Source organism: Streptomyces sp. NRRL F-5650 (assembly GCF_000721365.1).
Classification (GTDB): Bacteria; Actinomycetota; Actinomycetes; order Streptomycetales; family Streptomycetaceae; genus Streptomyces; species Streptomyces ardesiacus.
Genome location: NZ_JOGV01000052.1, coordinates 80218 through 101291 on the forward strand (window position 1 = coordinate 80218; position 21074 = coordinate 101291).

The following is a 21074-nucleotide window of genomic DNA, read 5'->3' on the forward strand; positions in this document are numbered from 1 at the left end:
AGCGGAGGTTCGGTCCTTGAGTGTGGTGCTGTTTCGCCGTCCCGCCCGCAGGCGCGGGCCGGAGATGCCCGAAGGACAATTGACCCTCCAGGAACCGCCGGTCCTTTCCGAGACCGTGCCGGACACCTCCACGATCTGGACATATCTCCCGATGGCACTCATGTCCATGTCGATGATGCTGATGTTCCTGCGTCCCGGCGGCGGCAACGGCGTCTTCATGTACCTGGCGCTGGGTGTCATGGCGCTCTCCGCCGCCGCCATGCTGCTGGGCCAGCTGATGCGCCGCTCCGGCGAACGCAAGCAGCGCCTGAAGGGCGAGCGCCGCGACTACCTCCGCTACCTGGCACAGATCCGCAAGCGGGTCCGGGCGACCGTCGTGGAGCAGCAGCGGGCACTCGCCTGGCGCCATCCCGACCCCGCCTCGCTGCGGTCCCTGGCCCGCACCTCACGGCTGTGGGAACGCCGGCCGGCCGACGAGGACTTCGGCGAGATCCGCATCGCGGTGGGCGAGCAGCAGCTCGCCCTCTCCCTCAACCCGGTCTCGACCCGGCCGGTCGAGGACCTGGAACCCCTGTGCGCGCACGCTCTGCGCCGCTTCATCCGCGCCTACTCGACCATCCCCGAGCAGCCCCTCGGCCTCTACCTGCGCTCCTCGGCCCGCATCCTGCTGCGCCCCGAGGACGCCGTCGAGGAGGACGCCGCCCCCCGGGTCCCCGCGCCGGGACAGGCCCTGGACGGCACGGGCGGGACGGCGGGCAGCGGGACGCCGAGGCCGACCGGTCCCGCCGACGAGGCGCTGGCGGCCCTGGTGCGTGCCGTGATCGCGCAACTCGCCGTCTTCCACGCTCCCGAGGAACTGTGGCTCGCCGTCTGCGCCAGTGACGACCGGCGTTCCGACTGGGAGTGGGTGAAGTGGCTGCCGCACGTCCTGGACCCTCACGAGGAGGACGGCGCCGGACCGGTCCGCCGCATCACCGCGGACCTCGCCGAACTGGACGACCTGCTCGGCAGCGAGTTCGCCGAGCGTCCCGGCTTCGACCCGGACGCCAGGCCCGGCCGTGACGAGCCCTTCACCGTCGTCGTCCTGGACGGTGTCACCGTGCCCGAAGGCCACCGCTGGGCGGGCCACGGCTACCGCAACGCGCTGGTCCTGGACGTGTCGGGAGCCCTGCGCTGGCGTCCGGGCCGCAATACCCTGCGCCTGACGGTGGGACCCGACACGGTCAGCCTGGTGCGCACCGACCGCAGCCGCAAGGAGCGGTCGGTGCCGCTGGGCCGCCCCGACCGGCTCGGCCCGCTGGGCGCCGAGTCCCTGGCCCGGCTGCTCACCGCCCGTCGGATCAGCCTCGGCACCGACATCGCCCAGCCGCTGGAGACGGACATCGAGCTGACCACGCTGCTCGGCATACCCGACCTCCACCGGCACGACGCACGGGCCCACTTCGCCCGGCAGACCGGTTCCGCCCGGCTGCGGGTCCCGGTGGCCGTCGGCGTCGACGGCCGTCCGGTGGAGCTCGACATCAAGGAGTCCGCGCAGGGCGGCATGGGGCCGCACGGCCTGCTCATCGGCGCCACCGGCTCCGGCAAGAGCGAACTCCTGCGCACCCTGGTCCTGGGCCTGGCGCTGAGCAACTCCTCCGAAACCCTCAACTTCGTCCTCGTCGACTTCAAGGGCGGCGCCACCTTCCTCGGTCTGGAGGAGCTCCCGCACACCTCCGCCGTCATCACCAACCTCGCCGACGAGGCCGCCCTCGTGGAGCGCATGCAGGACGCGCTGCACGGCGAGCTGATGCGCCGGCAGGAGCTGCTGCGCGCGGCCGGCAACCACACGTCCGCGCTGGAGTACGAGCGTGTCCGCGCGGCCGGCGCCGAACTGGCACCGCTGCCCAGCCTGTTCGTGGTGGTCGACGAGTTCAGCGAGCTGCTCTCCTCGCACCGCGAGTTCATGGACCTGTTCGTGATGATCGGCCGCCTCGGCCGCTCACTCGGCGTCCATCTGCTGCTCGCCTCGCAGCGCCTGGACGAGGGCCGCATGCACCAGTTGGAGAGCCACCTGTCGTACCGGATCGGCCTGCGTACGTTCTCCGCGATGGAGAGCCGCGGTGTCCTGGGGGTGCCGGACGCCTACCAGTTGCCCGCCGCCCCCGGCAACGGCTACCTGAAGTCCGGGGTCGAGTCCCTGACCCGGTTCCGCGCCGCCTATTCCTCGGGCACCTACGCCCGCCGTACCGGTGCCGTGGCCCGGGCCCGGGTCGCCAGCCAGGTGGTGCCGTGGACCAGCGGCTGGGTCGTACCGCGGGCCCCGGAGCCGCTGCCGGAGCCGGAGCCGGCCGCCGAGGAGGCCGGCGAGGAGGAGACGCTGCTGGCCGTGGCCCTGGACCGGCTGCGCGGGTCCGGCCCCGCCGCGCACCAGGTGTGGCTGCCCCCGCTGGACACGCCCGTGCCGCTGGACGCGCTGCTGCCCGGCATCGTCGCCGACCCCGAGCGGGGCCTGACCGCGGCCGGCTGGTCCGGCACCGGCAAGCTGCGCGTGCCGGTCGCCCTGGTCGACAAGCCCTTCGAGCAGCGCCGCGACCCGCACGTCGTGGACCTGTCCGGGGCCGGCGGCCACATCGCCGTCGCCGGCGGTTCGCAGAGCGGCAAGTCCACCCTGATCCGTACGCTGATCGCCGCCCTCGCGCTCACCCACACCCCGGCGGAGGTGCAGTTCTACTGCCTCGACTTCGGCGGCGGCGGTCTGTCGCAGCTTGCCTCGCTGCCGCACGTCGGCGGGGTGGCCGCGCGGCTCAACCCGGAGCGGGTGCACCGGGCCGTCGCCGAGGTGATGACACTGCTGGCCCACCGCGAGCAGTTCTTCGTGGACCACGCCGTCGACTCGATGCAGTCCTACCGGCGCCGCCGGGCCGCCGGGGAGTTCCCCGACGAGCCCTTCGGCGACGTGTTCATGGTGGTCGACGGCTGGTCGACGGTCCGCCAGGACTACGACGACCTGGTGCCGAAGTTCAACGAGCTGGCCGCGCGCGGCCTCAACTACGGCGTCCACCTGCTGATCGGCACGACCCGCTGGGTGGAGTTGTCCGCCCAGGTCCGCGACCAGTCCGCCACCCGCCTGGAACTGCGGATGGGCGACCCGATGGACTCCGAGGTCGACACCCGCAAGGCGCGCGCGGTGCCCCGTACCGGAGGACGCGGCCTCACCCCCGACAGCAAGATGCACTTCCTCGCCGGTCTGCCCCGCATCGACGGCAGCGGCTCCGTGGACGACCTCGGCGAGGGCGTCAGCCACCTGGTCTCCGAGATCTCCCGGCACTGGACGGGTCCGTCCGCCCCGCAGATCCGGATGTTGCCGCACCGGCTGCCGGTGGCCGAACTCCCCGCCCCGCAGCCGACGGAGGGCGGCGGCGTGCGGTTGGCGCTCGGCATCGACCAGGACGCCCTGGAGCCGGTCTGGCACGACTTCAGCCGCACACCGCACCTGACCGTGATCGGCGACACCGAGAGCGGCAAGACCAATCTGCTGCGCCGGATCACGGCGGGCATCACCGCCCGGTACGCGCCCGGCGAAGCGAAGATCATCGTGGTCGACTACCGCCGTACGCTGGTGGACACGATCCCCGAGGAGTACCGCATCGGGCACGTCATCTCCCTGGACAACCTCAAGGAGACGGTCGAGGGCGCGGCCCGCGCGATGAAGACCCGGGTCCCCGGAGCGGACATCGCCCCGTCCCGGATGCGCCGGTGCGACTGGTGGACGGGGCCGCGCCTGTTCGTCCTCGTCGACGACTACGACATGGTCTCCGGCAACTCCTTCCAGAGCCCCTTCGAGCCGCTCTTCGAGCACCTGACCCTCGGCTTCGAGATGGGCCTGCACCTGGTCGTCGCCCGCAGCGCGATGGGCGCGGGGCGTGCCATGAGCGACGCGCTGCTGCGCCGCCTCGACGAGGCCAGCAACCCGGCGGTGCTGCTGTCCTGCCCTCCCACCGAGGGCAACCTGTTCGGCAACACCAAGCCGCGCAGCCTCCCGCCCGGCCGTGCCCTGCACGTCGCCCGGCGCAAGGCACGGCTGATCCAGACGGCGCTGGTGGAGGACGCGCCGGAGGGCTGAGGGACACGGCGACGCGCAAACGCCCGGGGAGGTCGTCCAGAGGGCGCCCCGGACGTTCCCGTGTCGCGCGGAAGCGCTCCCCCACCCGCACACCACGGACGCGTGCGCCCGGCCGGCCGACGGAACGGCACTGGTGGCCGGGCGCGGACGGCCCCGGCGTGGCCCCGCTCACCGGCCGGTCCGCGTGTGTCCGCCGGGGCGGGAAGAGACGGGCCGGTACTCAGTCCCGGGCGGTGTCCGCCGGGCGCCAGCCACGGGCGCGGGCGCGCGGGAGGGCGACGACGGCCCAGAGCACGGCCAGGACACCGGCGGTGCCGAGGAGCACGAAGACGGTGGCACGGTCCGCTGCCCGGTCGGCGGCGGCGGTGTCCCGTACGGTCACCGGTTCCGCCTGCGTCCGCGTGCGGGCGACGGCGTCCGCGTCGCCGAGGACGGTGGTGACGGCGGCGTAGGCGTCCAACTGCGGGACGTCCGCCGGGTAGGCGGTGGCCGTCAGCCGGTGGACGATCTGGGCGGGGGTCTCGTCCGGGCGGGCGGCGCGGAGCAGCGCGGCGGTCCCGGCGGTGTACGCGGCGGCGACCGAGGCTCCGGCCCCGAGGTAGTGGCCGCTGCCGCGCGGGCCGCCGGAGACCACCCCGGCGCCGGGCGCGACCAGGTCGACGCCGTCGGTGGGCAGGGCGTCGCCCGGGCGGGCGCCGCTGGGCAGCATGTCGGCGACGGAGAGGACGCCGGGCTCACCCGCGGGGTAGTAGGTGCGGGTCGGCGTCTCCCGCGTGGCGTTGGCGGTCGGCGGGTCGGGCGTGGCGGCGGCGACCACCACCGCACCGGCGTCGAGGGCGTCGGCGACGGCCGAGGTCAGCTCCTTGTCGCGCTTGGGCAGGGCCACCCCGATCGCGATCACGTCCGCTTCGGCGGCGGTCGCGTCCCGCACCGCCCGGGCGACAAGCGCGGCGTCGGGGGTGCCGCGCTCGTCGGTGCCGCGCAGGGCGAGCAGCTTCGCGCCCGGCGCGACGCCCGGCAGCCGGCTTGTGCCCCAGCCCTCCCCGACGATCAGCCCGGCGAGGAAGGTGCCGTGTCCGACGCAGTCGTCACCGGCGGCCCCCCGGGCGGTGACCCGGTCGCCGAGCCCGGCGGCGCCGGCCCGGACGCCGGTGTCGACCAGGGCGACGGTGGTCCCCGCCCCGTCGCCGTGCCGGCGCACCCGGGCCAGGTCGAGGCGCTGGCGCGACCAGTCCTGCTTCTCGGCCTTCTCGCGCGAGGCCGCGGTGCACTCCACGGCCCGGGCGCCGGGGTCGAGCGCGGAGGGCATCGGCGGCAGCCCCTGCCGTTCGCCGTCGGCGGCGGGCACCGCGTGCACCGGCTCCGCCACGGCGGGCGCCGCCGTCGGCAGCAGCAGGAGGGCGGACAGCGCCAGGCCGCGCAGCGGACGGACCGCGTCCGGCCGGCGGCGCCTCACCGGGCCGCCTTCGCGGTCGCCGCGGTGGCGTCCTCGGGGAGCAGGATTCGCAGGTCGTCAAGGGTGGGTGCGGCGAGTGAACTGAGCCGCCCGGCCTGCCGGGTGACCATCGACTCCACGACCTGCCGGGCCAGCCGGGCGTTGCCGAAGGACCGGTCGCGGGGCAGCGAGTCGAAGTACTCCCGCAGCAGCGGGCCGGTCCCGGGACCGCACTCGTAGCCCATGGCGGCGGCCTGGGTGCGCACGATGGTGACCAGTTCCTCGGAGGAGTAGTCGGCGAAGGCGATCCGGCGCGGGAAGCGCGACGCCAGACCGGGGTTGGAGGCTAGGAAGCGCTCCATCTCGTCGGTGTAGCCGGCGACGATGACCACGACGTCGTCGCGGTGGTCCTCCATCAGCTTCAGCAGCGTGTCGACCGCTTCCTGGCCGAAGTCGTTGCCGCCGCCGCGCGGGGTGAGGGTGTACGCCTCGTCGACGAAGAGCACGCCGCCCCGGGCCCGTTCGAAGACCTCGCGGGTGAGCTGGGCGGTGTGTCCGACGTACCGGCCGACCAGGTCGGCGCGGGCCGCCTCGACCAGCTGGCCGCGGGGGAGGATGCCAAGCTGGCTGAGGATCTCGCCGTACAGCCGTGCGACGGTGGTCTTGCCGGTGCCGGGCGGGCCGGTGAAGACCAGGTGGTGGCTGAGCGAGGGCACCGGCAGTCCGGCGGCGGCGCGGTGACGGGCCGTGGTGATGAGGTTGACCAGGTCCGTGACGTCGCGCTTGACCTCGGCGAGGCCGACCATGTCGCCGAGACGGGTCAGCGGGTCGTTCTCCGGTACGGCGGTCCCGGCGCCCTGCTCGGCGGCGGTCTCGGAGACGTCCTCCGGCAGCAGCAGCCTGAGGTCGCGCTCGCCGACCTGCGGGAGCGTGGCGAGCCGGACCGCCTGCCGGTCCACCATCTCCTCGAAGACACCGCGCGCCGCCCGTCCGTTGCCGAAGCCGGCGTCCCGGGGCATCGCGTCGAAGTGCGCGGCCAGTGCCGCCGCCGTGCCCTCGCCCAGCTCGTACTGGTGCGCGGCGCACATGCTCTCCATGATGGCGACCAGCTCGGGCACGGTGTAGTTCTCGAACTCGACCGTGCGCGAGAAGCGCGAGCCGAGACCGGGGTTGGAAGCGAGGAACCTCGTCATCTCGTCGGTGTAGCCGGCCACGATGACGACCACCTCGTCCCGGTGGTCCTCCATCAGCTTCAGCAGCGTGTCCACGGCCTCCCGGCCGAAGTCGGCGCCACCGTGCCCGCTGTCCGAGGTCAGGGTGTACGCCTCGTCGACGAAGAGCACGCCGCCCAGGGCGCGTTCGAACGTCTCGGTGGTCTTGATCGCCGTACCGCCGACGACCTGTGCGACGAGGTCGGCGCGCGAGACCTCCACGAGGTGTCCGTCGCGCAGCGACCCCAGCTCCGCGAGAATCGCGCCGTAGAGGCGGGCGACGGTGGTCTTGCCGGTGCCGGGCGGGCCGGTGAAGACCAGGTGGCGGCTCATCGGCGGCGCGGACATGCCGAGTTGCTCGCGGCGCTGGGCGAGCTGGGTCAGGTTGACCAGCGTACGGACCTGCTCCTTGACGTTGTCCAGGCCGATCAGCGCGTTCAGGGCGCCCAGCGGGCCGTCGGGCCGGTCCCGGGCGGGTCCGTCGGCGGCGCCCGAGCCCGCCGGGTCGGTGTTCTCGGCGCTGCCCGAGCCCCAGGCGTCGCGCTTGCCGTTGCCGGTGCTGGTGAGGCCCTCGACGGCGAGCCGTTCGCCGGGGGCGGTCTGGACCAGGCCGCCGCCCTCGTTCTCCCGCGCGAGGCAGTTGACGAGGGAGACCGGCGCGGTGGTCTCCACCCGGAAGCCGTCCTGCGCCCCGCCGGCCACCTCGCAGCCGCTGAGCGAGGCGATGGCCCCCTCGCGCAGCAGCACGCCGTGGCCCTGGGGGGTGAGGACCGAGGTGCGGTTGGCGGTCAGTTCGCCCCCGGAGTCGACGACGACGCCCTCCGCGCCGGAGTTCTCGACGCGGAAGTCCCGGACGGTGACGCTGCCGCCGTCCTCCAGTACGAGGCCGCTGTCCACGGCGTCGGACACGCCACCGCCGGCCAGGTAGAGGGTGCTGCCGCTCGCCGCGCGCACGCCCGAGCCGCCCGGCCGCACGATCTCGCAGTCCTCGATGCGGCCGCGGGCGTCCCTGCCGGCGGTGATGCCGTCGCCCGACGGCTCCACGAGGCGGGCCCGGCGCAGCAGCGGGTTGGCCCCGGCGCGCAGCGCGATCGCCGGCGCGCCGCCGATGACCTCCAGGCGGTCCAGCTCGGCCGCCGCGTCCTCCTCCAGAAGTACGCCGGTCTCCGTGCAGTCGCGGACGGTCAGGCCGGTCAGCGCCGGCGAGGCCGCCCCGGCAACCCGCAGGGCCACGCCCTGCGTGCCGTCCACCCAGCAGTCCTCGAAGGTGCCCCGCGCCCGGTCGGTGACGACCACGCCGTGGCCCCGGGTACGGGAGACGCGGCAGCGGCGCAGCACCGGATCGGTGCCCGCGGCCAGGGTGATGCCGGCGCCGGACGTGCCGGTGATCCGGACGTCCTCCAGCGTCGTTCGGCCGCCGCTGCTCAGGTGGACGCCGTTGCTGGTGTCGTGCACGACCGTGCGGCTCACCGTCAGGGTGGAGTCGCCCTCCAGGGCGAGGGAGGGCTTGTCGGTGGAGGAGATGTCGCAGTCCTCGACCAGGCCGCGGGCTTCGCCGTTGGCGAGGATGCCGTTGCCGCGGGCGTCGCGCACCGTGCAGCCCCGGACGCGGGCCTCGCCCTGCTCGGCGACGACCAGGCCACTGGTGCCGAGGTGTTCGAAGGTGCAGCTCTCCACGGTGGTCGGCGTGGTCGAGGTGACGACGATACCCGCGCCCTGGGAGTTGCTCACCCGGCAGTCCCGCAGCGCCAGCGATCCCGTGCCGCCGGCCAGCAGCGCCGTCCAGGCGGCACCGGCTATCTCGCAGCCGTCGAGCGCGGCCTGGCCGCGCCGCACGTCCACGGCGGGCGCCTCGGCGTCGGCGCCGCGCAGGGTCAGTTCCGAGAGCATCACGGCGTCGGCGCGCAGCGCGACGACGCTGCCCGACCGGGGCCGGATCTCCACGGTGCCCCGCCCCTCGGCGGCGGTGACGGTGACCCGGGTGTGGATCACCAGGTTCTCCGCGTACGTCCCGGGCCGGACGCTGATGAGGGCGCCGGTACGAGCGGCAGCGAGTGCCTCACCGATCGTCCGGAAACGGTCCCGGTCGTCGGGGCCGACCGACAGTACCTGGCGCGACACGCGCGAACCTCCTTGCTCAGTCTGCGTCTTGGGCAGGGCCCGGGCGAACCGGGGGACGGGCGACCGCCTGCCTGCTCAGACGCTCCATTTCTGGTTGTCCAGGCCGGTGCAGGTCCACAGTTGCACACGGGCCTGGGCGTTGTGGTCGTGGCCTTGGATCTCGACGCACATGCCCACGGCCGTGTTCACGAGGTCGTGCGCCTCGTTGAGCGCGAACTTCTGCGCGTCGACGCCGGTGCAGTTGGCGAGCTGGATGGTGGTGCCCTTGGCGAAGTTGGCGCCGGCCACGTCCAGACACAGACCCTGCGTGCGGACCGTGCCGTCGGAGGCGAACCGGAACTTCTGCGCGTCGCTGTTGTTGCAGTCCCACATCCACAGCGCCTGGCCGTCGGTGAAGCCGCTGCCGGGCACGTCGATGCAGCGGCCGGAGAGGTGGCTGTGGAACGACACGGGAAAGCCGAGGACCGGCCCCGCGGCGGTGTTGCCCGTGTTCTTGCCGTCCTCCTTTCCGGAAGCCTGGGAGTCCTGGTCCGAAGCCTTCGCCGCCTTCTTCTCCTCCGCGGCCGCCTTCTTCTCCTTGGCCTCCTCCTTGGCCCGCTTCTCCCGCTCGGCGTCCTTGTCCGGGGTGTCCTTGGCCGTGTCGTCGGGGACCGTCTCCGGTGCCGGCGGCGCCTTCGGCTTCTCGGACTCCTTCGCGTGCGCCGGGTCCTCGTCCCCGGCCTCGGCCTCGGCCTCGGGAGGGCTGACCGCGAAGTCCCCCGTCTCCTCCTCCCGGTCCCCGCCGAGGACGGTCGCCGCGGTGGTGGACGCCCGGTCCTCCTCGCGCTCGTCGTCCGGCCCGAGGAACAGGAACGGCACCGCGAGGAGCAGCGCGCCACCGATCGCCGCGGCCGCCAGCACGCCCCGGCCCGGCCGTCCCACCGGCCCGACCGCGTCGTCGGGCCGGTCGACGGCGGTGGCGGTCAGGGTCCGCACGAGCAGCGGCAGCCGGCTCTTGGCGACGGAGGCGCCACCGGCGTCGGCGTCGGCATTCGTCTCCGTGCCGGTACCGGGTCGGGTTCCAAAGGCCGCCGCGGGCCCGTCGGCTTCCTGGGCCCGGGCCACGGGCTCGTGCTCCGGCTCCTGCGCCGAGGCGTCGGCCGCGGACCCGTGCTCCGCTCCCTGCGTCGTGGACTCGGCGTCATCCGTCCGCGCCGCCGCGCCCCCGGGCTTCGTCCCGGGCGACGGTTCCGCGCCCGTGCCGGAGGTGGCGCCGTCCGCCGGGGTGCCGGCACGGGACTCGGAGGCGGCGGCCGGACTCCGCCCGCCTTGGGTACGGGACTCCGCACCCGCGGCCGGAGAAGTGGGGGGCTGCTGCGTCGAACGCGTCACGGGTACCTCCCTGAGGTGGGGGCCGAGGGGGCTGCCAGGTCTTCGCCGGGGTCCGGCGGAACGCGAGCCGCGGGCACGAGGAGGGGGGCGACCGCACCGGCGTTGACCAGCAGCGAAAGGGTGGGGGAACCGGCCAGGGAGCGGGTCAGCTCCCGGGCGGGAAGGCTCTCATGGCGAAGTGTGGCGGACATGAACGCGTGTGTCGGTGAGGTGAACACCAGCACCACCGGCTCTCCGTCCCGGCCCTCGGTCAACAGCGGGGCACCGTCCGGTCCCGCCACGAAGGCGACCTCGGCCGCCGCCAGCGCGACCAGCGCCTCGTCCAGGGAGCCGTATCCGGTGGCGGCCCGCTGTGCCGCCGCGTCCACGGGGTCGGTGGGCTCGGGCCAGCCGAGGGCGCGGGCGGAGGGCCGGTACGCGGGGTTGGCCCGGTAGGTGCCGACGTCGCCCCCGTCGCCGGACCGCCACTCCCCCAGCACCGCCCACGGGGGCGGGGTCCGCCCCTCGGGCCACTCCGGGTCCACCACGCCGATCCAGTGCCCCGGCGCCTGCCGGGCCGCGGCACGGACCGCCTCGGGTATCGCGGGGGTGTCGTCGGCCTCGACCGCGCCGGACGACGGCGCCCGCGTGGCCTCCATCTGTTCTCCGGGCCGCATGTCCACCTGAACTCTTGAACTCTCGGTCCTGTGACCCGACGTTGATCCGTCGGAGCGAACAGAATGCCACAACGACCTGCTCGGTGGGCGTTTCGAGGCATGCCCGAAGACGCCTCCCACGTGCCCGTTCACTGCCCGGTGCGGGGACGTTGCAGGATCAGTCACCCGCACCCGGACATAGCGAAGGACGGTATTGCCGGGACGGGGGACCATCTCATTCCGGTACGGGCTATGTTCGATACGCCGGTACGCCGTCGGACCCGCCGCGCTCCGCCCCCAAGGAGTACATCCCATGTCCTCGCAGAAGCCCGCCTCCGGCACGAACTCGACGCCGGCTTCCCCCTCTTCCTCCCCGGACGCCCCGCCGCCGACCGCCGCCGCACCCCGGGCGAGGGAGGAGGAGCACACCGCGCCCACCACGGGGACCGCAGCCGCCCCGGACTCCCCCGACGTGACCGGCGAGACCGTCGGGGCCGGCGAGACCACCAAAGGCAGCAAGAACAGCAAGAGCAACGAAGGCGGCGAAGGCGGCGAAGGCGGCGAAGAGTCGCCCGCGGCGGCCGCCACCGCGGCCGGCGGACCGGCGGCGGCCGGGAGGCGCACCGCCGTGGCGACGGCCGTCGCGACGCCCCCGGTCACGACCGCCACCGGCGTCGACAGCGGACGCCCCCGCAAGCCCGTTCTGGCCGTGGCCGGGATCCTCGGGGCCGCCCTGATAGCGGTACCGCTGCTTCTGGCGGGCGGCGCGGAGAACGACAAGCGGCCGGAGAGCGCCAAGGAGTTGGCCGCCGAGGACTCGGACACCGTGCTGGACCCGGGCTCGGCGGGCGCGGCCCTGGACGACTACGTGGCCCAGAAGCCGAGCCCCACACCGACGAAGGAGAAGCCGAAGCCGAGCGAGCCGGTGAAGGCGGTCGCCCCGCCTCCGGCACCCAAGCCCGAGCCCAAGCCCGCGACGAGCGCCCCGGAGGAGAAGACCGCGCCCAAGCCCAAGCCCAAGCCGAAGCCGAAGGCCGCGCCGCAACCGACGCCGAACTGGACGACCGCGACGGTCCACGCCGTCAGTGTCCTGGAGGTCAACCAGGCCTGGACCACCAACCGCATCCGCATGGTGATGCAGCCCGACGGCAACCTGGTCGTCTACAACGAGAAGGACAAGCCGATCTGGGCGTCGATGACGTTCGGCGAGAACCATCGGGCGATCTTCCAGGGCGACGGCAACCTGGTCATCCACAACGGCGAGGACCGCCCGATCTGGGCCTCCCAGACCTGGGGCAAGGAGGGCGCCGTGCTGATCCTGCGCAAGGACGGCAAGGTGGTCATCTCCCACCACGGCACGGTCGTCTGGTCCACCTGACCTCGACCAGGGCGTCACACCTTCCGGAATCCCCGACGCGGAGGTCCGGTCCCGCCGTCGGGCAGGGCAGGCCAGGGGGCGGCAGCCGCATGAGTGGCTGCCGCCCCCTGTTCTCACGCTCCCTGGTGTCGGTCCGCGTCGACCGCCATCTCGCCGAGCAGCGACCAGTCGTCCTGGGGCACGTGGGCGTTGACGATCCTGGGGGTCGTCGCGAGGTGGGGCGGCAGCGCCTGCTGGGCCGCCTTGAAGTGCGCCGAACCCACGTGGGCCGCACCGGCCTCGTCGTCCCGGAAGGCTTCCACGAGGACGTACTCGGTCGGGTCGTCGAGGCTGCGGGACCAGTCGAACCGGATCCCGCGCGCAGGACGGTGCGGCCGGGCCCTGGCCACTGCCGGGCCTGGCCGGGACGGACCCGGACTGGAACTCGGTCTCCCGCACGGTCACGCGCTGCGCACGGGACCGCACCGCGCTCCTCCTCCACGGCGAGACCGGCACCGGCAAGGCCACCGCCCTGCGGGCGGCGCCCGCAGGACCGGGCCGCGCCCTGATCCTGCGCAACGTGGACGAGGTGCCCCCCGAGGACGAAGCCGCCGTCGCCGAAGCACTGGACACGGCGGTGGCCCGGGGCACCTGGGTGGTCGGCACCCTGCGGCGCGCACCGGGCCTGCCGGAGTCGCTCAGGCACTGCTTCCTCGAAGCCGCGGCGGTGCCGGCCCTGCGGCACCGCCTCACCGACCTCCCGGCGCTGGTCGACTGCCTGCTGCAGCGCACCGGCGGCGGCGTGGAATGCGCACCGGAGGTGCTGCCGCCGCTGCGCCGGTACGACTGGCCCGGCAACGTCCGCGAACTGAGTCTCGTCCTGAGCAGGGCCGCCGCGGCCCGCCGTACGTACCGCATCGAGGCCGGCGACCTGCCGCCGGCCCTGCACAGCGCGGGCGGCCGGTCCCTGAGCGTCTGGGAGGTGTCCGAGCGCGACACCCTGGTCCAGGCACTGCTGGAGGCGGACGGCAACAAACTGCTGGCGGCCCGGCGGCTCGACATCTCCCGCACGACGATCTACCGCAAGATGCGGGCCTACGGCATCACCCTCCCCACCCGGGGCTGATGCGAGCGCGGGCCGCCCCGGTACCGCATGAGGTGTGCACGCGTGCCGCGCCGGGTCCTCAGCCGGCCAGTTCCTCCTCCAGCCACGTGCGTCCGCGCGTGCGGGCGGCCAGCCGGACGTCGCCGAGGGGGACGGCGAGGCGTTCCGCCTCCGCGCGGACCGCCGCCTCGGCGTCGGAGCCGACGTCCTCCAGGAAGCGGCACACGATCTCGCCGCCGGCGTCCTGGGCCCAGCCGCCGACGATGCGGCCGTCCCACCACAGGGAGGGCCCGATGTTCCCGGCCCGGTCGAAGAGGCGCGGGCCGTGGTCGCCGAGGAACCAGTCGCGCTCGTGCCAGCCCATGGGGGTGGAGTCGAGCGCGGGGAGCAGCGCGGCCCACGGCTCGGGCTTCTCCGTCTCCTCCAGGTCGTCGGGCAGGAGGAGGCCCGTCGTGCCGCCGAGATCGACCTCGACCGGCTTGAGTGCCGTCAGGACGCGCTTGACCTGGGTCTTCGTCCACCCCGCCCACCAGCGCAGGTCGTCCGCCGTGGCCGGGCCGTGGGCACGCAGCCAGCGCCGGGCCAGTTCCTCCTCCGCCTCGTGGGTGTCCCATGCGGCGAGGCCGCCGGGGGACCAGTCGGTCAGGGGTGCCCAGCGGTACTGGTGCGAGGTCCAGGAGCCGCGCGGCCGGCCGCGTACCACGCGGCCCTCCGCGGCGAGCAGGAGCAGCAGCCTGCTCGCGACCTTCTGTGTGCCTTCGTAGCTCTTGCCGGCCGAGAGGGTGACCGTCGTGCTCAGGCGCGGGTCGTCACCGGCGAGTTCGGCGGCGGTCGCCTCGCCCCGTGCGGCGAGCGCGCGTACGGCGATGTCCTCGGTCTCGGCCAGCCAGGTGCGCACCCCCGCCTCGTCGTCCGCGACCCCGGACGCGGCCAGGAAGCCGAGGAGCTTGCGGCGTTCGCGCGCGGCCACCGCCAGCGAGCAGGCGGCCTGCATCACCGGGGCCACGTCGAGGGTGGTCACGAAAACGGTGCGGCGCATGCCGAGCAGCCGGATGAGGGTGCGGTCCTCGTACAGGGCGCGTTCCACCTCGCGCACCGAGCCGTCGTTCGTCCGTGCCCAGATGGCGAGGTAGACGGAGGACGGGTCGGTGCTGTGCAGCGCGACGAGGTCACCGGCCACCTCGACCGGGTTCTTCGCGCGGGCGGCGACCGCCAGCCGGTGCCGTAGGCCGAGCCGCGCCCGTCGTTCCGCCACGCCGATACGCCGCATGTCCGTCACTCCTTCGTGCCGTGGATCCGTACCCGCTTGCCGACGAGAGGGAAAGCGTACGGCTACCCGTACGTCTCCTTCCGGCGGGCGCGGTGCCGGCGGTCTCCCTGGCCGGAGCCGTTGAGAGCGGCGAGGGCGGACAGTGCGACGCCGTTGTTCCACAGGCCGAGGTGGTCGCGGTGGACGGCCAGGACGTCGTTGTGCACGGCGCACTCCTCGGCGGGGCCGCTGAAGTAGGCGGTGGTCACGAAGATCGCGACGTCGGCGCCGAAGTGCACTCGGGAGCCGACGAGGTTGCGGACCTCGCTGTTGGAGATCTTCCGTTTCGGGTCGTAGCGCTTGCACTGGACCACCATGGTCCGTCCGTCGGGAAGTCTGCCCCGGACGTCGGCGCCGTTGTCGTGTGTGCGACCGACCCGGCGCACGTCGGTGCATCCGTCCCGTCGGCACAGGCCGGCGACGAACTCCTCGAAGTCCCGTCCGTCCATCGCGTCGGCCTCGGCCAGGGTCCGAAGGCCCGCACGGACGGCGTCCTCGTGGCGCCACCGTCGGTCGCCGCCGCGGAGGAGCCGGTCCGTCTTCCGCCACCACCAGACTCCGGCGGTCACCGCGCCGACCGCCAGGGCCCCGACGAGGTAGGGCCGGATGCCCGTCCATGACGACGTGAGGACGCCGAGAACGGCGACCCCTCCGACGGCTCCCGCAACGAGCCGGACGTCCCCGCGCTTGCGCCGCGGCGGCCGGCGCTTCGCCTTACGAGCTGACACCCTGTTCCTCCCGTCTGCCGCCGCCAGTGTGGGTGACGAAGCGCGCGGGCGTAAGAGCGCCGGTCGGGCCGGACCCGTACGGCCGGATCTCGCCATGACCGGGGCCCTGCGGCCGTGTGCAGGGCCCCGGGGGGCAGGCTTTGCCCTCCTCAGGACGCCTCCGGTGACCGGCCGGCCCGACGGGTGAAGCGGCGCAGGCCCCGGCGGGCGGGCTTGAGGGGTTTGTCCTCGGGGGCGAGCCGGTCCGGGGCCGGGCCGGGGCCCGCGGTCAGGGCCGCGGGTGCGGACGGCGGCGGGACGGGGCGGCCGCCGTGTGCGAGCCGGGTCCGTACGGCCTGGGCCATGGCGTGGTGGGAGGGGTCCTGCAGCAGGCCCGCCTCGGACAACCGCTCCCACATGTGCAGCAGTTCCTGGCCCCGCGTGGCCACCTGGCCCTCGTCCCACAGTCGTTGCCATGCCGCGGTGGCGCGGGCGACGTCGGGGGCGGCCCGGTCCAGGTCGGTGCGGCAGCGGATGCGGGCGACGGTCAGCGCGAGGACGGTGGAGAGCATGTGGTCGCCGCGCAGATAGGCGAGGTAGGCCTCGATCGCCCGTGCCTCCAGCGAGAGTTCGTCCTCGGCGCCCCGGCGCAGGGTCAGGTGCTCGCGCAGCGCGCTGGCGAGGACGAACGCGGCGTGCAGTTCCTCGCGCTGGGCGTGCTGGATGATGCGCTCGACGCGGGCGAGCGGAGGGAACGCGGCCTCCTCGGCGGCGGTGCGCTCGCGCCCGGGCGGCAGGTCGTCCTCGTCGGCGATGGTCCGGCTCGAACCGTCGGGGTGCACCCGCAGCCGCGCCACCTGCTGCACGGTGCGGTCGATGACGGTGGCCGCGACCGGCGCCCCCAGGGTGCGGGCGAACATGGCGACGGCGTCGAGGATGGCCTCGTTGGGGGGCCGTACGCCGCCCATGTCCAGCAGGTGACCGTTGACCACCGTCGACCCGTCCTCGGCCACGTAGGCGTCGAGGCGGATCAGCGGCGCGGCTCCGAGCGCGGGCAGGTTCCCCTCGTCACGGGGGGTCAGCTTCCCCTCGTCACGGGGGGTCAGCGAGTGGGTCATCCGCTCAGGCTCCGGGTCGTACGACGCCGAGGATCGGCATGGAGGCGGCCGGCGCGGTCGTGATCGAGCGGCCGGGCCGCGGGGCGTGGACGATCTGTCCCCCGCCGATGTACATGCCCACGTGGGTAGCGTCGTTGTAGTAGATGATCAGGTCTCCGGGGCGGGCCGAGGACAGGCCGACACGGGTCAGCCCGCTCCATTGTGCCTGGGAGGTACGGGGAATGGGGTGGCCGGCCGCCGCCCACGCCGCGGAGGTGAGTCCGGAGCAGTCGTAGGAGGACGGACCCACGGCGCCCCACACGTACGGCTTGCCGATCTGCGCCATGGCGAAGGAGACGGCCTTGCCGGCGGCTCCGCTCACCTGCGTGCCGCCGCCGGGCCCGCGCCCCTTGCCCTTCCCCTTGCCCACGGACTCGCCGGAGGGTCCGCCCGACTCCGTCCACCGGGCCTCGGCCTGGCGGGTCCGCTGCCTCTCCAGCTCGGCGAGCCTTCGGGCCTGTTCCTCTTCGAGGCCGGCCTCGATCTGCTCGGCGGTGGCGATCTTCTTCTCGATCTTCTTCTTCGCCGCCGCCTTGTCCGCGCGGCTGCGCTCCAGCTTGCCCAGTTCCTTCTTGGCCGCCTCGGTCTGCTCGCTCAGTTCCTGGCGGGCGGTCTTCTGGGTCTCGGAGACGTTGGCCAGACCGCGCATGGCCTGGCGGGCCTGGGACGCCTCGTCGAGGGCCGCTTCCGGATGGTCGCCGAGCAGCAACTGGATGCCGGTGGCGGCGAGATCGCCGCCGCGGTACTGGGTGCGGGCCGCCGCGCCGGCGAGGTCGTGCAGGTCCTTCACGCGCTTCTCGGCACGGGTCAGGTCGGCGCGCAGGGTGGTCAGCCGCTTCTCCTGCTTGGCCGCCTTCTCGTTGGCGGCGTTGTACGCCTCGGTGGCGACCTCCGCCTCGCGGTAGAGGCCGTCCAGTTCGGTGCGGATGTCCTCGATCGACTGGTCGGTGTGCGGGTCGGGTTCGCCCGGGGCCGCGTAACCGGGGCCGGGCATCAGGATGATCGCGCAGACGAGGGCCGCCGTGGCGCCCCGGCTCCGTATCCGTCTGCCGCCGGTCGACACGTTCATGAACTCCACTCTCAGAGGTCGCGTGCGGGCGGCCCGGCCGGGCGGCTGCGCCGCGCTCTCCGGCGCGGGTCCCGCGGCGGGCCGTTCGAGCCTTGAACACACTACCTTCCCCCGAACGGCCCACCCCGGTCCTCCCACGTGTGTCGGCTTGCTCACACGCGACTCTCCTACCAGCGGTGGTCAGTTGCGCCAAGTGTCCTTGAGGGCAGTCCTCGTGCTGCCGACGGTGGCCCTGCGGTTGGCTCCGCTCTCCCAGGTCACGTTGCCCGCCCCGTCCTTGCGAAGGTACTTGTACTCGAAGGAGGTACCCTCGGGCAGCCCCACGTCCCGCTTCCACACGGGGTAGGCGGCCGGGTCGAGCGGGAGGGCGCTGCCCGGGTTCCAGTTGCCCAGTTCCGGCCGGTTGCCGGTCACGTAGATGTTCTGGCCCCAACTGGTGGTCGCGTCGACCGCGAAGGACGCGCCGGAGGCGACCGGTTCGGGGTCGCCGGGCACGCTCGTGCCGCCGCAGGTGCGGGCTCCCACGTGCAGGGCCACGGCCGTGCCGGCGCCCAGGGTGGCGGTGAACCGGCCTGCCCCGTCGACCGTCACCTTCGTGCCCGACTGGACGTCGCAGTAGTCACCGGCGGGCAGCGAGGTCTGGAACGTGCGGGTCAGCGAGGATCCCTCGTGGTTGATGGCGACGTAGGCCTTCGTGCCGCGGCCGAACGCGATCTGGTCGCCGCCGTTGTCCCACCAGTCGGTCACGGCCTGGCCCCGGGCGGCGTTGCGGAAGGCGACCATGGAGGAGATCTCGCGCCACGCGTGCTGGCACTTCCAGCCGTCGCTGTAACAGGCGTTCACCTGGCCTCCGCCGGGCGGGCCGGCGTCGTGGTCGGTGAACTCGTAGCCGGAGTGGACGTCGGGGCTGCCGTACGGCCAGGCCAGCATGAACACGTGCGCCAGGGTGTAGGAGGCGCCGTCCTTGTAGGTGAGGGTCTCGCCGTTGCGCTCGGTGTCGTGGTTGGTGACGAAGACGGCGGACCGGCCGGAGGGCATGTATCCCCAGCCCTCGCCGAAGTTCTTCAGGTACGCGAGGTTCTCGCCGCCGAAGACCCGCTTGAGGTCGCGTGCGTAGCGGAACTCCTGTACGTCGCCGCTGCCGAGGTACTCGCTCGGGGAGACGGCCTCCCCGGCGCCGTAGATCGCCTCGTGCTTCCAGTACACGTCCGGCTCGGTGAGCCGCGACTTGATGTCGGCCAGGTCGCTCGCGGCCATGTGCTTGGCCGCGTCGATGCGGAAGCCGTCGACACCGAGGGACAGCAGGTCGTTGAGGTAGCCGGCGATCTTGCCGCGTACGTACTCCTCGCCGGTGTCGAGGTCCGCGAGGCCGACCAGTTCGCACTCCTGGACGTTGAAGCGGTCGCCGTAATTGCTGATCTGCGAGGTGCAGTTGTCGAGGTCGCCCGACGAGTAGAGGCCGGGGTAGTCGTACTTGGTGTACGACGAGCCGCCGGTGCCCGTGCCGTTGCCGGCCGACATGTGGTTGATGACGGAGTCGGCGACGACCTTCACACCGGCCGCGTGGCAGGTGTCGACCATGCTCTTGAACTGCGCGCGGTCACCGAGACGGCCCGCGATCCTGTAGCTCACCGGCTGGTACGAGGTCCACCACTGTCCGCCCTGGATGTGTTCCTGGGGCGGCGAGACCTGGACGAAGCCGTAGCCGGCCGGGCCGAGGGTGTCGGTGCATGCCTTGGCGACGGAGTCGAACTTCCACTCGAACATCACCGCGGTGACGTCCTTGTCTCCGGGCGGGGCCGCCTGGGCCGGCGCCGCGGTGGCCACGAGGCTGCCGGCCACCCCGGCGGTGAGGGCGAGCGCGGTGGCGGCGGCTCTGCGCGCCGTACTGGTCTTCCCGTGCATGGAGTCTCCCGTGTGAGGGTGCGGGTGTCCCGGGGGCATGGTGAGGGCGGGCGCCTGGGGATTCGCGCCCGCTTGCAACGGGTTGCAGCAAGAAGACTGCAAGAGGTTGCGGTCGTGACCGTAAGGGCGGTGTTCAACCACGGTCAACCCTTCGTGCACGCACGAATGTTGAAACGCGCGACCCCTTTACGGCGCCACCGCGTACCGGTAGCTTCCGGCTGCCGTAAGGGATTTCAGCAACTTTCCGTTCCCCCTTTCAGCACCCGGTCGTTCAACCGCCCGCGGCCGCGCCGGTGTCCCTGCCCGGGGCGGGCCGCCGGAACTGCCGCCTCCGCTCCCTCGTCCTGACTGGTGAGCCGTGTGAGCCAGGTGAGCCATGCCGGTGAGGACGAGGGGACGAGGGGACGAGGTGCGATGACCGAGGGGACGGCCTGGGCACGCGGGCGGGGAGGGGTGCTCGCGGGGGCGGCCGTGGTGACCGCGCTCCTGCTGTCCTTCCACGGGTCGGTGCCCAACCGGGTGGGCGGGCTGGGGAGCCTGCTGGAGTCCTTCCTGCCGTGGCTCGGCGTGGTCGTCGCCGTACTGCTCGTCCTTGCGCTGCTGCGCCGCTCGGCGCTCGCCCTGGTGGCCCTGCTGCTGCCGGCCGCCGCCTGGACGTACCTCTTCGGCGGTCTGCTCCTGCCCGCGCCGGATCCCGGCGCCGACGACCTGGTGGTCGTGCAGCACAACGTCAGCGACGAGAACGCCGACCCCGCCGGCACGGCCCGCTCCCTGGCCCGCGCCGAGCCCGACCTCGTCGCGCTGGAGGAACTGGTGCCACCGGCCCTGGAGGTCTACGCGCGCACCCTCGCCCCCGACTACCCGTACCGGACGGTGCGGGGCACCGTCGGGCTCTGGTCGAAGTACCCGCTCTCCGGCTCCCGGCCCCTCGACATCAGACCGCGGGGCATCGAGGACGAGTGGGAGCGCGGGCTCAGGACCGTGGCGCACACCCCGCACGGCGAAGTCGCCGTCTACGTCGCGCACCTGCCGTCGGTACGGGTCCGGGCGAGCGGTCTCGCGTCGTCCCGGCGCGACGAGAGCGCCGGTCTGCTGGGCGACGCCCTCGCCGCCGAGCAGCGGCGCAGAGTGGTCCTGCTGGGCGACCTCAACGGCACGGTCGACGACCGAGCGCTCGGTCCCCTGACCTCGCGGCTGAACGTCGCCGAGCGCGGTGTCGGCCTCAGCTTCCCCGCCGCCTTCCCGCTGGCCCGGATCGACCAGGTGATGGTCCGCGCCGGGACCGTCGGTTCCCTGCGCACCCTGCCGGCCACCGGCAGCGATCACCTTCCGGTCGTCGCCCGGGTCACCTGGCACTGAAGCAAGCCGCTTGCAGTGCTTGCGTTAGCCTTTCGCCTGTGACGCGACGACTTGCTCAGGTGGCGAAGAAGGTTGGGGTCAGCGAGGCCACGGTCAGCCGGGTGCTCAACGGCAAGCCGGGAGTGTCCGAGGCGACCCGGCAGTCGGTGCTCAGCGCGCTGGACGTCCTGGGCTACGAGCGCCCCACCCAACTGCGGGGCGAGCGCGCCCGCCTGGTCGGCCTGGTCC

At 73.6% G+C, this 21074-nt stretch carries 15 protein-coding genes; 5 read left to right on the top strand and 10 right to left on the bottom strand.

Going from position 1 to position 21074, the window contains the following annotated elements:
- The first annotated feature begins 64 nt into the window (after positions 1 to 64).
- Positions 65 to 4105 carry a type VII secretion protein EccCa gene (eccCa, locus tag IG88_RS0132740; protein ID WP_051852158.1) on the top strand — a complete coding sequence of 1347 codons (4041 nt, stop codon included), beginning with the start codon at positions 65 to 67 and terminating at the stop codon, positions 4103 to 4105.
- A gap of 220 nt (positions 4106 to 4325) precedes the next feature.
- Here eccCa and IG88_RS0132745 read toward each other — a convergent pair whose 3' ends face one another.
- From IG88_RS0132745 to IG88_RS42965, 4 genes are all read right to left on the bottom strand, one after another.
- Entirely contained in the window at positions 4326 to 5561 is a 1236-nt protein-coding gene (locus IG88_RS0132745; protein WP_031049175.1) for a S8 family serine peptidase, read from the bottom strand.
- Complete coding sequence (locus IG88_RS0132750; protein WP_031049176.1) at positions 5558 to 8872, bottom strand: right-handed parallel beta-helix repeat-containing protein; 3315 nt, start codon at positions 8870 to 8872, stop codon at positions 5558 to 5560. Before IG88_RS0132750 ends, IG88_RS0132745 begins: the two co-directional genes overlap by 4 nt.
- Before the next feature lie 75 nt (positions 8873 to 8947).
- On the bottom strand, positions 8948 to 10243 hold the full coding sequence (locus tag IG88_RS0132755; protein ID WP_031049178.1) for an RICIN domain-containing protein: 1296 nt from the start codon (positions 10241 to 10243) through the stop codon (positions 8948 to 8950).
- Complete coding sequence (locus IG88_RS42965) at positions 10240 to 10881, bottom strand: type VII secretion system-associated protein (protein ID WP_031049180.1); 642 nt, start codon at positions 10879 to 10881, stop codon at positions 10240 to 10242. Before IG88_RS42965 ends, IG88_RS0132755 begins: the two co-directional genes overlap by 4 nt.
- Positions 10882 to 11191: 310 nt before the next feature.
- Between IG88_RS42965 and IG88_RS0132765 the strand changes: the two genes are divergently transcribed.
- On the top strand, positions 11192 to 12256 hold the full coding sequence (locus IG88_RS0132765) for a mannose-binding protein (RefSeq protein ID WP_031049181.1): 1065 nt from the start codon (positions 11192 to 11194) through the stop codon (positions 12254 to 12256).
- Positions 12257 to 12369: 113 nt separating this feature from the next.
- Here IG88_RS0132765 and IG88_RS0132770 read toward each other — a convergent pair whose 3' ends face one another.
- Positions 12370 to 12645, bottom strand: a complete 276-nt coding sequence (locus tag IG88_RS0132770) for a putative quinol monooxygenase (RefSeq protein ID WP_234332412.1) — start codon at positions 12643 to 12645, stop codon at positions 12370 to 12372.
- 170 nt (positions 12646 to 12815) lie between these two features.
- Here IG88_RS0132770 and IG88_RS0132775 point away from each other — a divergent pair, with 170 nt between their 5' ends.
- A complete protein-coding gene (locus tag IG88_RS0132775) occupies positions 12816 to 13361 on the top strand; it encodes a helix-turn-helix domain-containing protein (protein ID WP_063760663.1) in 546 nt (181 codons plus the stop codon).
- A gap of 58 nt (positions 13362 to 13419) precedes the next feature.
- On the opposite strand, the gene IG88_RS0132780 is transcribed toward IG88_RS0132775, so the two are convergent.
- From IG88_RS0132780 to IG88_RS0132800, 5 genes are all read right to left on the bottom strand, one after another.
- The gene (locus tag IG88_RS0132780) at positions 13420 to 14610 is read right to left on the bottom strand and encodes a winged helix DNA-binding domain-containing protein (RefSeq protein ID WP_031049188.1); all 1191 of its coding nucleotides are present in this window, start codon (positions 14608 to 14610) and stop codon (positions 13420 to 13422) included.
- Positions 14611 to 14672: 62 nt separating this feature from the next.
- Positions 14673 to 15377 (bottom strand): restriction endonuclease, encoded by a 705-nt coding sequence (locus IG88_RS0132785; protein ID WP_051852159.1) that lies wholly within the window; start codon positions 15375 to 15377, stop codon positions 14673 to 14675.
- Positions 15378 to 15526: 149 nt separating this feature from the next.
- On the bottom strand, positions 15527 to 16474 hold the full coding sequence (locus IG88_RS0132790; RefSeq protein ID WP_031049192.1) for a hypothetical protein: 948 nt from the start codon (positions 16472 to 16474) through the stop codon (positions 15527 to 15529).
- A 4-nt stretch (positions 16475 to 16478) separates the two neighbouring features.
- Positions 16479 to 17582, bottom strand: a complete 1104-nt coding sequence (locus tag IG88_RS42970) for a C40 family peptidase (RefSeq protein WP_031049195.1) — start codon at positions 17580 to 17582, stop codon at positions 16479 to 16481.
- Positions 17583 to 17762: 180 nt separating this feature from the next.
- Positions 17763 to 19487 carry a carbohydrate-binding module family 20 domain-containing protein gene (locus tag IG88_RS0132800; RefSeq protein ID WP_031049196.1) on the bottom strand — a complete coding sequence of 575 codons (1725 nt, stop codon included), beginning with the start codon at positions 19485 to 19487 and terminating at the stop codon, positions 17763 to 17765.
- Between the two features lie 414 nt (positions 19488 to 19901).
- Here IG88_RS0132800 and IG88_RS0132805 point away from each other — a divergent pair, with 414 nt between their 5' ends.
- Both IG88_RS0132805 and IG88_RS0132810 read left to right on the top strand, forming a co-directional pair.
- Positions 19902 to 20846 (top strand): endonuclease/exonuclease/phosphatase family protein, encoded by a 945-nt coding sequence (locus IG88_RS0132805; protein WP_199807526.1) that lies wholly within the window; start codon positions 19902 to 19904, stop codon positions 20844 to 20846.
- A gap of 38 nt (positions 20847 to 20884) precedes the next feature.
- Positions 20885 to 21074, top strand: a 190-nt coding sequence (locus IG88_RS0132810; RefSeq protein ID WP_158854148.1) for a LacI family DNA-binding transcriptional regulator, incomplete at its 3' end; no start/stop codon positions are given.